The organism is Alteromonas gracilis (assembly GCF_002993325.1).
In the GTDB taxonomy this organism is placed as follows: Bacteria; Pseudomonadota; Gammaproteobacteria; order Enterobacterales; family Alteromonadaceae; genus Alteromonas; species Alteromonas gracilis.
Map to the genome: position 1 here is coordinate 116,340 of NZ_PVNO01000025.1, position 13,538 is coordinate 129,877.

Consider the following 13,538-nt stretch of genomic DNA (forward strand, 5'->3'; position numbering starts at 1 on the left):
GCATTTATTGATAGACTTACATAGCCACATACTGCCTGGCATCGACGATGGTGCCAGGTCTTTAGACATTGCCTTGCAAATGGCTCAGCAAGCTGTAGATGGCGGCGTTCGCCATATGGTTTGTACCCCTCATATCCACAAAGGGTACTTCGACAATACGTTGAATACGATTAGGCACGCTTTTAACGAATTTCAAAAAGCCATTGCTGATGCTTCTATCCCTCTCTCCCTTTCGTACGCAGCAGAAGTGCGCGTTAACGAACTAATTCCTATTTGGTATAAACAACAGGAGTTGCCATTTCTAGGCGAATATAACGGCAAGCGTATTTTGTTACTTGAGATGCCACATAGCCATATACCACAAGGCTTGGAAGTGCTTATAAAATGGCTTTTAAAAAATAACGTTCAGCCACTTATAGCCCACCCAGAGCGCAATCGCGAGCTATTGGCCGAGCAGCACAAATTTAGCTGGCTGCAGCGTCAAGGCTGTATGTTTCAGGTTACTGCAGGGGCGTTAACAGGTCGCTTTGGTGACAAGGTAGAAGATTTCGCATTATCTATGATGCGAAACAAAGCATTTCATGTAGTTGCGTCTGACACTCACGACCTTGTACGCCGGCCTAACGATATGCAGGCTGCCTACGAGGTCGTGTCGACATTTAGTGATGACTTTGCTCAAGAGACTTTTGTAACACGACCTGGTGCGATAGTGTCGGTTGGCCAACAAAACGAAGTGACTAATGACTAGCGGTTTACTCAAGGCCTTCACAAATAACCGCCTGATACTTAAGTGGATAATGGTGCTACTTGCCGGTTTCGGTTTTATATGGAGTATGCAGCTTTTTATAGCGGGTAATGCGTACTACAGCGTGAAAAACGATATAGAGGTATGGCAACTATCACCGAACAAAGCGTCAGTGCAAAAAATAAATAGCGGATTAGCTAAAATTGCGAATGCTATCGATTATTTCCCAAATAACGCCCTGTACTATCAAATACAGGGGCAGTTGTTCGAGTGGAAAGCCGTTGTTGAAAAGAAAAATAAAGAACTAGATAGTGTTGAATTAGACAGGCAGCGCAACAATGCTAACTTAAACAACGCGGCACTAAGCTATGAAAAAAGCTTATTATTGAGGCCTACCTGGAGCGGCAGCTGGATTGGCTTGGCTTCAGTAAAGCTACAGCAGGGTGAATTAGATAGCGAGTTTTACCATTACCTAGAAAATGCGAAGCTAGCAGGCCCACAAGATGCAATAGTGCATAAGTTCATAGTGGAGTTTGGTTTAGAAATGTTTAGCGCAAGGTCTATTCACTACGTGAAAATTAAAGAGCAATTGAAACAGCATTTAAATTTAGGCCTTCAAAACCCGCTAAGCAGAGACTTTGTTTTAAAGGCAATACAAAAGCACAATGCGAGTGAAACGGTTTGCAGATGGTTACGTGACGCCAGTTACCCGGTTAGAAAACGCATTTCTAACTGCATAACTTATGATTAGCTAGCTTTTTCCATTTAGCCAATCCCACAAACCTAACGAAAATCCTTCAAAAAGGTTTATACCCAGCCAGCTTTTTAATATATACAGCAGTACCAAGCCTAATGCTAATGAAACGCACAGGAACAAAGCAACAACCGCCGCCATCACTAACTTACCTATTCGGCTTTCGGTACGTGATAGATCGCGCTTATCTCGACCCGCCAGTAATACAAAGTAATACCTACTTCTTAATAAACCTATAGTGCCTCTTAAATCAATTTTGTGGCTTCCCCAGCGTCGGCCTGCAAGGGCCGTATTTAAATAAAATAGCTGGTCGTCGGTAAAAGAGTCGGCAACATTTTTTGGCATTCGTTCAAGCATGTGCTGCACGTTTGGTTCTTCTTTTATCGGTCGCTTTATCTTAAATACCACACAAGGCCTCTTATATTGTTAAGACTGTACTTGGTTATTTTCCATGTTATGCCTTCCCATAGGGATATCGCGGCTTAACGCACCAAGGGCTAATAGCACTATAAATATAGCGGTATTCGCTGGCGCTTGTAGAGGGAAATCCACTGTACTATGTAAGGCCATGCCGATAACTGCCATAACTGTAGCAAAGGCGACGCCTCGTGGTAACGGATGTCGTCGATGTCGAATAGCGCTCATTGCATTTTTAGCACACATCAATAGAAGTGCAGCCAAGAGTGCAGCGCCGATTACGCCAAATTCAATGGCAAACTGCAAGTATTCGTTATGGGCGTGATCGTAAAAGTGTTGAATAGATTCACTTTGAAACTGAGGATATACCGTATAAAAGGTACCACCACCTGTACCTATAATTCCATATTCAGAAAGAAGGGGCAGGGCATCAGTAATGACTTCATCTCTGCTTTCTTGAGTCAAGTTGGTTTGCTCTATGCGTTGCTGTACCTGCTCAAGCCCGAAAAGGCTGCTCACAATAAGAATATCGATAACCAGCATACTGATAAACAGTACTACATAGCTTTTTTGGCGCGGCTTAAAGTAAATTAATCCTAGTGTGGCGGTAATAGTCATAGCAATGAAAAAGGCGCTGTTACCCATCCTAGAGCGAGACATAACTAACGCGATAACCATGATTATTATACCAATACGAAACAGCACTTTATTACTGAGCCAAAAATGTACAATTCTACGTAATCGCTCACGGTAGCTTGAACTAGCTTGCGCCCGAAGACTAGCAATCATATAGCCTATGGCGGCACTTAAACAAAGTAATAAAAAGTTAGCGTAATGGTTCTTATAAACGTAACTTCCTGTTGCAATATGAGATACAGGCAGCTTAAAGACTAAACTGTATTTTAAGCCAGATAACACTTCTAGCGAACCATAAATAGCTTGGAATATGCCCGCACCACTAATAACGATAAGGGTATACCTTAAACGTTTCGCGGAATTAATAAGCGCTAATGAAATAAAAAATAAGAAACAATAGGCGAGGGATTTAAAAAACATTACGTCACTTTGCCCTGCATCGAAACTTAATGAAAGCCATTGTGACGTTATATTTCGCATTCCCTCTATATTTTCGTTTAACAAAAGTTGCACGCGCTCTGGGCGAATAGCTTCTACTAATGCGAAGGGAAGGGGAACTAAATTAATAAGCTGCCAAGCTAAAAAAGCCAGCCAAAGCACAACTAATGGCTTGTATTTAGAGTAAAGCTTAGCAAGAAGGCCGTCGTGGGTTAATAACAAAACACCGCCAATAAAGAAAAACGACATTTGCATTAATGCCCATGCCCAAGGACGGTTAGCACCTAATGATAAAGGCAACCAAAACAGAGTGAATAAAAGAAAACCGAAAAGAAACTTTTCGGTTTTCTGAGAGTTAAATATAGCCACTTACAACTAACTGATGTAAAGCTTTAACCAATAAGACCGCTTTAGTTCGCTGAAATAGTTGTATCGCCGCCACCTGCACCAGCAGCACCAGTGCCTACACCCAGCGGAGAAAAGGTATTGCCAGCCGCGCCGGCCGCCGTCGCAGTTAACGTGCTAGGGTCTACGCCTGCATTTATTACTGCCAATAAAGCATCTTCTTCACTAATAACCTGCATCTGAAGGGCGATGTTGTAAATTTCGTTAGCATCTTCTGGAAACATTAAGACAGCAATTGTCACTACCTGTGATGGTTGATCAGGTAATTCGCCAAAACCGGCTATCGCTAATTCAAAGCCTGTTGCGTTGTCATTCAAAAGCGCTACTAGAGATCTATAAGCTGCTTGATTTTCACTTAAGTACGATAAACCTGCAGCATCGAAAAACATACTTTCATTCAGCACTGTTTGGCTAACTTCTTCCGCAGCTTGCTCAACCGCCGCGCCTTCTTCAATTTCGGTAACCAAAAGGTTTCTTACTTGCAAACCAGGCACACTGCCGTCTTGTGCAAAAGAAAAGGTTGAGACAGCGATTAATGTGCTCAAAAGAACAGATAAAAAAACGTTGCTACGCATAACTTATCCTTAGATTAAAAACCTCGGGCTAGCTTCTTGCTAACACCATACTCTGATATTGTACAACAAGTGAACGGGCGAGGTCTCGTTTTTGTTGTACTACTTTCCGCTTCCGCCTATTAATACTGCCACAAGGCTGGTTTTGCAAAATAAAAGCCTTGTTGGTATGCAACATCTAACCGACTCAACGCAACTGACTCTGCTTCATTTTCAACAAGTTCGGCAATAACGTTAATATTTAATCCACGAGCGATACTCAATAAACTCGTCACAAAAAGCTGACTGTCTTTGTCTGCGTGAATATCTTTTGTTAGTTTGCCGGAAATTTTTACAAAATGAGGCTGTATAGCCCTCAACCCAGCTAACGATGCAAGATTGTCTCCAAAATGCTCAATCGTTATCTTACAGCCCAAATTTACTAACGATTTGCAAAACGATATTGCATCGTCCTTGTGGTGGATTAACGCAGAGTCTTCTAACTCGAACACCAATTGGGTGCAAAGCGCTGTATTTTGGTTCAACAGAGTTAATAACCATTGTCTAAAAGCAGTATTAGCTAAAGATGCATTCGCAATATTAATCGCCACATTCCGTTTATTTTGTGCCAATTTATTAAGCACCAAGGTTACTACCAGCTTATCCACTTCAGGAATTAAGTTTAAGCGCTCCGAGGCGGGAATAAGCTGCGACATAGGTATGGCATTACCACTGCTTTTTTCTTTAAAGCGCGCAAATGCTTCATAATAACTCGCCGCGTTTTTTTCAATATTCATAACGGGCTGGATAACGATGTCGGCGTATTGTTGCTCTAATATTTGGTTTAAGCGTTCTTTCCAGGCTGTATTACTGTGAATATGAGAAAGTTCCGATGCGAACTGCCAGCCGTTAGCTTGTTTGGTCGCGGCCATAAGTGCGCTGTCAGCGTTTTCCATAATCTCAGAAAAAGACTGCTCGTCATTAAATTGCGCAGCACCTATCCATACCGCTTTACTGCCATCTTTAATCGGGTTGCAATGAGAAAGGCTAGAACTCAGTTCTTGCAAACGCGCCTCGCAATCTTGCTTGGTCATGGCTTCTGTTACCAAAACAAAATCGGCTCCCGACACTCTAAATAAAAACGCCGTTTCTTGAATGCTGGAGGTGAAACTTTTTAGTTCATTGGCTACCGAAATGACATAATTATCGCCTTCTTGGGCGCCTAACGTCATATTAATAGCGTTAAGTTGAGCAAGGCGTATTAATATTACATAGCCCTCATCTGAGGTGGCTGTTTTGCTTAATAGCGCCGTCATATGCCGTGAAAAAGCACTCCTGTTTTGCGTTCCGGTAAGGCTATCTTCATAAGCTTGAATTCTATACTGCTCTGCTTTTTGGGTGAGTTCTTTAAACATGGCCTCAACAGATGAAGAAAGCCGGTTTACCGCCTGGGTTATAAAAGAAAGTTCTTTGGTAAAAGGCTTGTAGTTTATGTGAGAAAACTTTTGGTTTTGGATATCTTCAATTTTGTTTACGACAATACGAAGGGGTTTTGTAATGGCAGTGATAATAAAAAGTAACGCAATATAGGCAAAAACGAAGGCTGCAAAAAACATAAATGCACTTTGCTTAACACTTTCCCATAAAGTTTCATTGGCTAGCCTTGGGTGGCTTTGTACGGCGAGTTCTCCAGCCATTGTCCAACCATCGTTTAATTCGGTTTTTTCAACAGGTGGCGTTATTTCTACAATATCAGTAAACCAAGAAGGTACGTTATCAACGGTAGTTGGGTTGCGCTTTTCAATCAGTAAGTTACCTTCCATATCGGTAATAGTTATGTATTGGTAGAAACCTCTATCGAAAATAGCGTTTACCATGGTCTCGGCTATAGCAATCCCATTGTCTTCACTTAGGTAAGGAGTGATAGATAGCCCCAACGAAGTCGCGGTATCTTGCGCGTGGGTGGCAAGCTGCTCGTTTACGTATTCTCTGGTTAACTTTACATTAATCACGAAGGAACCAGCGAAAACCAATATTAAAAAAACGAGTAAGCTTGTACTTAATTGGGTAGATAGTCTCATTATTCTTCTTTATCTCCGTACATTACGCGGTCTAGCCGCTCTACCATATCGTCCCACATTTTCATTGGGCCGCTGCCTCTTAATTTCCGGCCAGTGCCCATTGCTTTCGCGGCCCACAGTCCGTTACCGTTAAAACTATAAATGGGCGACAAATCTCTTCTTTTGTTAGCAGGCAAAATACGCCTGTTTATATTATCTAAAACAAGCGGAACAGAAGTAGGGGTTTCATAATACGCCAAAACCATGTGGGGTTGACGCAATTCCAATGCAGTAACATACATCAATCGCAATTGATCTTCAGAAATGCCAAGTTCAATTAAAGAGAAGTATTTCGCTATGGTGTAGTCTTCACAATCACCCGCGCCCGTGGAAATGAACTCTATTGGCGTTGCCCAGTAATCTTTTTGCTGCCAGTGAACAAGGTCGTCTACAAAATCAAAACGATTGAAAAAGCGGTTTATTTCGTAAAGTTTTTCGTCTATGTCTTCGCTCTGTAACTCAGTTACTAATTGTCGCCATTTGGCTACGTTCTCACTAGCTTCAGTGCCGTAAATTGAATTGATGCGCGCATAAACTTGTTCAGTAAACACTGTTTTTTGTTGAGCAATGGGCGAGGTAATAGCCAATAAAGTACAGCTCACGACAAGAAGTGCGCGTAAAGTGCTAGATGCACTGCGCATTACTTTAAAGGCTTTTAAAGATGACCATAAACGTTCTTTTTGGTGCAAATTGTTGGTACTTTATGCAAAAGATTAAGGCAAGTGTAAAAAATGTTTCACTACTACGCGGTAGTATCGCTTACCTAATGATGAGTTAATGATGGCAAAATTGATGATAACTTAAAAGGTTTTTAAATTACTGGAAGAATTTTAATCTGAAATTGATCTATTTGGCATAAATCATGTTTAATAAAAGGTTTTGAGCAGATATGCAGGTTGTTCGGGTTATTAAGTTACACGCGATCTGGTATCATCGCTTAGTTATGTAGTAAATTTACAACGAAAAGGAACTTTCATGAAGTACTCAGCGCGTCCAGCGGTGTTTATCATTAATTCACTAGAAGGTGGTGGCGCTGAACGAGTAATGGTTAAGCTATTAACCATAATGCAATCTTATTTCGTTGCGAAAAACATTCCCGTACATCTTATTCTGCTAGATGACTTGCCAGAATCTCAAGTGTGCCCCGACTACGTAAACAAAATAGTGCTTAATTCCCAGGGAAGTTTAGTTTCGGGCTACCAGCAGCTAAAGCCTGTTTTAGCGAAACTAAAACCAGAATATTGCTTTAGTTTCTTAACGCGAAGTAACTTCTTGAACGTTACGTTAGCCAAGCGCTTAAAGTTTAAAGCTATAATTAGCGAGCGAGTTAATACAACAAGCCACCTATCAGGCGGTATGAAAGATGGCGTAAGTCGCTTACTTGTTCGGCTGCTCTACAACAAGGCAGACAGCGTTGTTGCCGTATCAGAAGGAGTTAAGGCCGACCTTATTGAGAACTATGCAGTATCTAGCGATAAAATCTCAGTACTGTATAACCCTTACGATATTGAGCAGCTTCAAGTTCATGCATCAGAGAGTGTTTCAGACTTACCCCCTAAGCCCTATATAATTGGGGTAGGGCGCTTAGTTAAAAATAAAAACTTTTCTTTACTGCTTAAGGCCTATGCCAAAGCTAGCATAGCCGAAAACTTGATAATTCTGGGCGTGGGCGATGAAGAAGCAAACCTTAAAGCGCAAGCCAAAGAACTAGGAATTGAAAGTAAAACGCAGTTTCTTGGCTTTAAAGCAAACCCATACCCTTATTTAAGTAATGCCGAATACTTTGTAAGTACGTCGAATGCTGAAGGGTTCCCTAATGCCATTGTTGAAGCTATGTGTTTAGAAAAAGCGGTAATTGCAACAAACTGTGAGTCGGGCCCTGCGGAAATTATTGCTGAGCAATACCCTTACAGAGTAACTGGCGCTAGCGAGGAAAAAAACGGTATTCTGTGTGAGTTAAATAACGCTGAAGGCGTTGCAAGAGCGTTAAGCTTATTCAGTAATGAAACTGTTAGGGTATCCTACGCCGCAAAAAGCAAAATCTGTGCAAAGCAATTTTCTTACAATGCCTTTCAAGAAAAAGTAATAGCCATTATTGAAAAGGTTTGCAAATAAACATGTTTGAAGGGTTAAAGGTCGTCGTTGGCCTAATAAGCTTCATTATGGTGTATCGCACCATAACGGGGAACTGCAATAAGTACTTAGCGTTTGCGATATGCGCTATATGGCTTCGATTCTTTTTGTCAGCATTTCATACTATTACGTACCCTTCTTTGGTTGCGGGTTTTTCGATAAATGCGCTGTCAAGTATATCGGTTGCAGGGCTTGGGCTTTTCTTTTTGCCGTTTTCTGTTTTTACCTTACGTAAACTAGTCCCGTTCTACTTTCTGTTTCTTGCCATTGCAATAAGTGGCTTTGTTAACATGTTGATTCCAGGCACCATAAATGTCTTAGTTAAATGGTGTTATTTCTTGGTGTTAACTGGGGCGATATTTTTATCTGTAAGGTCGCAGGGTCACAGCATTACTTTTAAAAAATTATTAGTGTGCTTTTTTATGCCGGTAGCAATGCAGGTGCTGTCTATAGTGCTTGGCGAAGTGAAAGCGACAGAGAATGATGGCTCGGCAAGCTATATTGGCGGGTACAACCACGAAGCAGCTTTCTCTATGATAATAGTAAGCTTCATCTTTGTGCTTGGGTTAACAGAAAGACATGCTGTTAGGTTTCGAACTACACTTTTTACAATAGCGGTCTTTCTTCTTATACTCGTTAATTATAGGACTGCTGTTTTAACCATTTTACCCATCGCTGCAATCTTCTACTATTCGTTGGTAGAACAACGTTTGAAGCCTTCCCAAAAAGCCCCTGTTTTGACTGTGGTTTCTATGTTTCTAATTTTTGTCTTCATGGCGCTGTCTTTTACCATGAGAGAAAGATTTGCCGACGTTGGAATGTTAGCGTCGAATTTAGACCTAATATTTAAAGCGCCTGCGTACTTCACTGAAGCTGAAAAAGACATTATGTCTTCAAGAGTATATTTGTGGAGCCAATATATAGATGCGCTAACAAATTCAGACTTGCTTCAACAATTGATTGGTTATGGGCCAGAGGCATGGAACGGTGTTTTCAAGCATTACGCTCATAATACTTATGTTTCTTATTTTTACGAATACGGGTACATCGGGCTGTTCTCGTTTCTTTTTCTCTGCTCGTATTCTTTAATTATTACCGCTGGTGTAACGGACAAACGCTTATCAAAAATACTACCACTATCTTTGATTGGCTTCCTAACAATGAATTTAGCAACAATGCCATTATGGAATATAGAAGGGCTAATATTTTTCGCAATTTTGATAGGCGTTTCTTTAGGTAATACGGCCCCTGCAAAAGCGCGATACAGTTTTAGAAATCAATTAGCACTATTAACTACAACGGATTAGTTTTATGAAGATTTGCGCGATAGGTCTACGCGGTATTCCAGATGTTATGGGAGGGATCGAATCTCACTGTCAGCAGCTTTACCCTAAAATGGTTAAGCAGGGTGCAGAAGTTACGGTTCTAGCGCGCTCGCCTTATGTGAGCCAGAAGCGATATAACTATGAAGGCGTTGAGGTTATTAGCGTTTGGGCGCTAAGACACAAATTGCTTGAAACTTTCTTGCATACCTTCATCGCTATTATTTATGCCAGGCTTTTTGTAAGGCCAGATATTGTGCACTTGCATGCCATAGGACCAGCACTATTTACGCCATTAGCGCGATTACTTGGTATGAAGGTTATGGTTACTCACCATGGGGCTGACTATGACAGGCAAAAATGGAGTCCATTCGCTAAAAACGTACTAAAGTTTGGCGAAAAAATGGGGATTACCTTCGGAAATAGGGTGTTGGTTGTGGGGCGAAGCTTGAGTGAATTGCTTAAACATAATTTTCCCAAACATTCAGATAAAATTAGCTTTGTACCTAATGGTATGCTACCCACACTTACAGGAAAGATATCACCTGACTACCTACCAAAAGATTTAGATTTTGACGCAAATAGTTATATTTTAACTGTTGGTAGGCTAGTTCCTGAAAAGGGCTTTCACGACCTCGTAGAAGCTTATAAGCAATCTAATGTTTCAGCAAAATTAGTAATTGTTGGCGATGCAGATCATGAAGATGACTATTCGAAAAGTTTGAAACGTTCTGCAAGTTCGAACATTATATTTGCCGGCAGGCGCTCAGGAGACGAACTGAAAAGCTTATATCAGCATGCTTCGGTTTTCGTTTTACCATCGTATCACGAAGGTCTTCCAATTGTAGCGCTAGAGGCAATAAGTGCAGGTAGTAAAGTGTTGTTGAGCGATATTTCACCCAATATTGATATAGAGGCACCGAGCGATAGCTATTTCAAAGTGGGCAATGTTCAAGAGCTTTCAGTTAAATTATCTACATTACCAGAACTAAACCTTAATCTTGATAGAGAAGAGTTTTTAAAGAAATATGACTGGGAAAGTATAGCTTCAACAACGTTCGGTCATGCTAAAAATTTGGTATCATAACGTGAGTTAACATTCTTATTCCATGCGGTTAGAAGGGAATCTATTTTGGACATTTCAGTTGTAATAACTACGTGTAATCGACCCGCTTTCTTAAAGGAAGCGTTAGATGGTATATCAACACAAATATTGAAGCCGAAGGAAGTCGTTATAGTCAATGACTGCTCTGATATTTCATACGCACCAGTTTTAGATGCTATCAAAAAAGTAAATGCTAGACATATCCTTTTGAAAGAGAGAAGTGGAGCTAATAGAGCTAGAAACATTGGTATTGAAGAATGTTCTGGTGAAATAATAGCTTTTTTAGATGACGATGACATTTGGCTACCAAAGTATCTTAGTGAAATTTCGGCTCAATACAAAAGCGGAGCCGAAGCGGTGGTTACTGGATTTAAGCAACTTGGAAAAGAAAATGTTGTTGTTATTAACAGTGATGTAGAAGTAACGAAAACATCATTGTTACGTGGAAATACCTACTGTGGAATGTCTGGGTTTAGTTGCCGCAAGGAAGTTTTAGAGCAGCTGAAATTCGATGAAACTCTACCCAACGGCCAAGATTGGGATATGTTTGTGAGGTTATTCACACAAGGAATAGTTTTTAGGAACATTCCAGAGGCGCTGTTTTTATATCGTTTTCAAAATGAAGATGGAATTGGAGCTAAAGTACGTAAACTATCCCCAAAAGATATTTATTCTAGACTAGCTTCTGCATACAAACACAAGGAATTTTTAGGCCATTACTGGTTTAAAAAGCGTGTAAGTGACCAAATTCTATTTTCGTTAAAACACAAAGAAGATAAAAAAGGTTGGATTTGTCTATCAATAAAGCTTGTCGGCTTTAAAGCGACAGTAAACTTTTTCTTTAGGGCTTTGCGCAGAAAAGTATTGAAAAAACCTATGGCGATATAGTGTATTTAGTTGGAATAAAAGCAAAGGAAATAACTAAGTTGGGATTAGCGTAATGAAGCAGGAAAGTATGCAAAAAGCTTTTATGTATCCACCAAGAAGTCAAAATGAGTTTCTAGACTTAAATAAAAAAGCACTTCATAAGTTAGGTTACGATGTTCAGCCTACAGATTTAACTTTTATTAGATATTTATTATCCCACCCTAAGAAAGCTATTGTGATTCTGAACTGGGTTGAAGATAGAGTATATGGCAGGTCATATAAAACTACTGTTCAGTATTTCTTTAAAATGATCTTATTAGTCATATTTTCAAAAATTTGTGCGAAAAAGGTGATTTGGATAAAGCATAACTTTCGACCTCATAATAGCAAAGGAAGTACTAAGCGCTTTGATTTTTTATGTAAGCTATATTCACTGCTAAACATTCCGCCAATATCACTAGAGAGTTATTTTTCAAAACCGTCTCTTATTCATCCATTGTATAAATCAAACAATGAACTTATTGAGGACCTTGGAGCAACAGAGCAAAAAAGCACCATAGAAGTGTTATTTTTTGGTGGTATAAAGCCTTATAAAAATTTAGATAAAGTTCTTCTCGATTGGCCTCCATCACTTTCCCTGAAAATCGCGGGGAAGTGCTCTGATCCTTCTTATACCCGGATGTTAGAAAAGGTAATTAATGAACGAGGCCTCAAGGTTGATTGGGAAAACCGTTTTCTTTCGACTGATGAGTTGAATGAAATGTTGAAAGCATCAAAGTTCGTCCTGTTACCCCATTCAGATAACACCATGATAAGTTCTGGGTCGTTTTATCATGCTATCGGAGAAGGGTGCAACGTTTTGGTGAATGCAAGCCAGTTTGGAAGAGTTAAAAGCGAGCAACATTCATTTGTTCACTTAGTGGATATTGGAAAAATTTCAAAGGAAATGCTGCGAACTAATTTTGTATCCAAAAAAGAAGTTCGAAAAGAAGTGTTAGCTTGTTACGGCGAAAACCGTGTAGTCGAAGCATGGAATACGGTTCTAAATAATGCTTAGAGTATTGGACGAAAATGAAATGAATTCAGATAGTAGAGCTTCCCTAAATACCCCCCAAGTAAGCATTTTAATACCAGTTTATAACGATATTGACAGAGTCGGCCTTTGTATAGAAAAGCTAAGAGCCATGGCTTTTCCTCAAGATAAATATGAAGTCATAATTATCGATAATGGCTCCTCTGACGGTACCTACGAACTTCTACAAAAGTTAGTTTCTGAGTTCGATAATAATGCGTTTCGCCTTATTCAATGCCTCACGCCTGGGTCTTATGCTGCCCGAAACGAAGGTTTAAAGTTAGTACAAGGTGAATTCGTGGCATTTACAGATTCTGATTGTTTAGTGTCTGAGAACTGGCTCCAAAGCCTATTAGACTGTTGGAGAGAGCAAAGTGAAAGCGTGGTTGTTGCTGGTAAGGTATCGTTTTTTTCAGACACCAATAAGAATACCGAACAAAGCGCTTTAGACTTTGAAAATATGTTTTCTATGAAGCAAGATCAGAACGCAAAAAACGGCAAGTGCATAACTGCAAATCTGTTTTGTACAAAGCAATTACTTGAGACACACGGCGGGTTTAATGAAAAGTTAAAATCTGGCGGGGACGTTGAGTTTAGTCAGCGAGTAGTTAGTGCCGGTGGCAAAATCGTATATTCAGAGGATGCCGAAGTTTTTCACCCATCGCGCAATAAAGAAGAGCTGTTGATTAAACGCAAGCGTGTAGTGGGGGGCACTTGGGACGCAGAACTTTCAAAGGCTAGCGTTGGTCGTAAACTGCGGTTTTGTGTTGGCTTAGTAAAAATGTTTTTAGGGCGAACAAAGAAGACTTTTATGAACGCTAGCTTTTCATTTAAACGCAAGGTAAGTCTTACTTGGCTACTTTTTTTAATCTTACTCACCAGTATGACCGAGTTTCTTCAGCTTCAATTAGGAAAAGAAGCAAATAGAACTTAATTGATAGTTTCGTAAATACCACCCAGTTAAATTATTGAG

At 40.2% G+C, this 13,538-nt stretch carries 13 protein-coding genes; 8 read left to right on the forward strand and 5 right to left on the reverse strand.

Going from position 1 to position 13,538, the window contains the following annotated elements:
• Positions 1-7: 7 nt before the first annotated feature.
• Positions 8-748: a tyrosine-protein phosphatase gene (locus tag C6Y39_RS09075; RefSeq protein WP_105930960.1), complete on the forward strand. Its 741-nt coding sequence runs from the start codon at positions 8-10 to the stop codon at positions 746-748.
• Positions 741-1,496, forward strand: a complete 756-nt coding sequence (locus C6Y39_RS09080) for a VpsP family polysaccharide biosynthesis protein (protein WP_105930961.1) — start codon at positions 741-743, stop codon at positions 1,494-1,496. Before C6Y39_RS09075 ends, C6Y39_RS09080 begins: the two co-directional genes overlap by 8 nt.
• Here C6Y39_RS09080 and C6Y39_RS09085 read toward each other — a convergent pair whose 3' ends face one another.
• The 5 genes from C6Y39_RS09085 to C6Y39_RS09105 all read right to left on the reverse strand — a co-directional run bounded on the left by C6Y39_RS09085 (position 1,497) and on the right by C6Y39_RS09105 (position 6,707).
• On the reverse strand, positions 1,497-1,907 hold the full coding sequence (locus C6Y39_RS09085) for a 3-phosphoshikimate 1-carboxyvinyltransferase (protein ID WP_105930962.1): 411 nt from the start codon (positions 1,905-1,907) through the stop codon (positions 1,497-1,499).
• Positions 1,908-1,925: 18 nt separating this feature from the next.
• Positions 1,926-3,353 carry an O-antigen ligase family protein gene (locus C6Y39_RS09090; protein WP_105931444.1) on the reverse strand — a complete coding sequence of 476 codons (1,428 nt, stop codon included), beginning with the start codon at positions 3,351-3,353 and terminating at the stop codon, positions 1,926-1,928.
• 47 nt (positions 3,354-3,400) lie between these two features.
• Complete coding sequence (locus tag C6Y39_RS09095; RefSeq protein WP_105930963.1) at positions 3,401-3,970, reverse strand: hypothetical protein; 570 nt, start codon at positions 3,968-3,970, stop codon at positions 3,401-3,403.
• A 119-nt stretch (positions 3,971-4,089) separates the two neighbouring features.
• The gene (locus tag C6Y39_RS09100) at positions 4,090-6,027 is read right to left on the reverse strand and encodes a bifunctional diguanylate cyclase/phosphodiesterase (RefSeq protein ID WP_105930964.1); all 1,938 of its coding nucleotides are present in this window, start codon (positions 6,025-6,027) and stop codon (positions 4,090-4,092) included.
• Entirely contained in the window at positions 6,027-6,707 is a 681-nt protein-coding gene (locus tag C6Y39_RS09105; RefSeq protein ID WP_338065011.1) for a transglutaminase-like cysteine peptidase, read from the reverse strand. The genes C6Y39_RS09100 and C6Y39_RS09105 overlap by 1 nt, the downstream gene beginning before the upstream one ends.
• Positions 6,708-7,041: 334 nt before the next feature.
• Here C6Y39_RS09105 and C6Y39_RS09110 point away from each other — a divergent pair, with 334 nt between their 5' ends.
• From C6Y39_RS09110 to C6Y39_RS09135, 6 genes are read left to right on the forward strand one after another with little or no spacing between them, the layout of a single operon-like run.
• Positions 7,042-8,181 (forward strand): glycosyltransferase, encoded by a 1,140-nt coding sequence (locus C6Y39_RS09110; RefSeq protein ID WP_105930965.1) that lies wholly within the window; start codon positions 7,042-7,044, stop codon positions 8,179-8,181.
• A 2-nt stretch (positions 8,182-8,183) separates the two neighbouring features.
• Complete coding sequence (locus tag C6Y39_RS19035; RefSeq protein ID WP_105930966.1) at positions 8,184-9,506, forward strand: O-antigen ligase family protein; 1,323 nt, start codon at positions 8,184-8,186, stop codon at positions 9,504-9,506.
• A 4-nt stretch (positions 9,507-9,510) separates the two neighbouring features.
• Entirely contained in the window at positions 9,511-10,608 is a 1,098-nt protein-coding gene (locus tag C6Y39_RS09120; protein ID WP_105930967.1) for a glycosyltransferase family 4 protein, read from the forward strand.
• Positions 10,609-10,653: 45 nt separating this feature from the next.
• Positions 10,654-11,514: a glycosyltransferase family 2 protein gene (locus C6Y39_RS09125; protein WP_105930968.1), complete on the forward strand. Its 861-nt coding sequence runs from the start codon at positions 10,654-10,656 to the stop codon at positions 11,512-11,514.
• Positions 11,515-11,566: 52 nt separating this feature from the next.
• On the forward strand, positions 11,567-12,550 hold the full coding sequence (locus C6Y39_RS09130; protein ID WP_105930969.1) for a glycosyltransferase family protein: 984 nt from the start codon (positions 11,567-11,569) through the stop codon (positions 12,548-12,550).
• Positions 12,543-13,499: a glycosyltransferase family 2 protein gene (locus tag C6Y39_RS09135; protein WP_105930970.1), complete on the forward strand. Its 957-nt coding sequence runs from the start codon at positions 12,543-12,545 to the stop codon at positions 13,497-13,499. Before C6Y39_RS09130 ends, C6Y39_RS09135 begins: the two co-directional genes overlap by 8 nt.
• Positions 13,500-13,538 lie beyond the last annotated feature (39 nt).

Coding starts and splice junctions, on each gene's coding strand:
- C6Y39_RS09080 (WP_105930961.1), top strand. CDS start 741: ATGACTAGCGGTTTACTCAAGGCCTTCACAAATAACCGCCTGATACTT.
- C6Y39_RS09095 (WP_105930963.1), bottom strand. CDS start 3,970: ATGCGTAGCAACGTTTTTTTATCTGTTCTTTTGAGCACATTAATCGCT.
- C6Y39_RS09100 (WP_105930964.1), bottom strand. CDS start 6,027: ATGAGACTATCTACCCAATTAAGTACAAGCTTACTCGTTTTTTTAATA.
- C6Y39_RS09105 (WP_338065011.1), bottom strand. CDS start 6,707: ATGCGCAGTGCATCTAGCACTTTACGCGCACTTCTTGTCGTGAGCTGT.
- C6Y39_RS09110 (WP_105930965.1), top strand. CDS start 7,042: ATGAAGTACTCAGCGCGTCCAGCGGTGTTTATCATTAATTCACTAGAA.
- C6Y39_RS19035 (WP_105930966.1), top strand. CDS start 8,184: ATGTTTGAAGGGTTAAAGGTCGTCGTTGGCCTAATAAGCTTCATTATG.
- C6Y39_RS09120 (WP_105930967.1), top strand. CDS start 9,511: ATGAAGATTTGCGCGATAGGTCTACGCGGTATTCCAGATGTTATGGGA.
- C6Y39_RS09130 (WP_105930969.1), top strand. CDS start 11,567: ATGAAGCAGGAAAGTATGCAAAAAGCTTTTATGTATCCACCAAGAAGT.
- C6Y39_RS09135 (WP_105930970.1), top strand. CDS start 12,543: ATGCTTAGAGTATTGGACGAAAATGAAATGAATTCAGATAGTAGAGCT.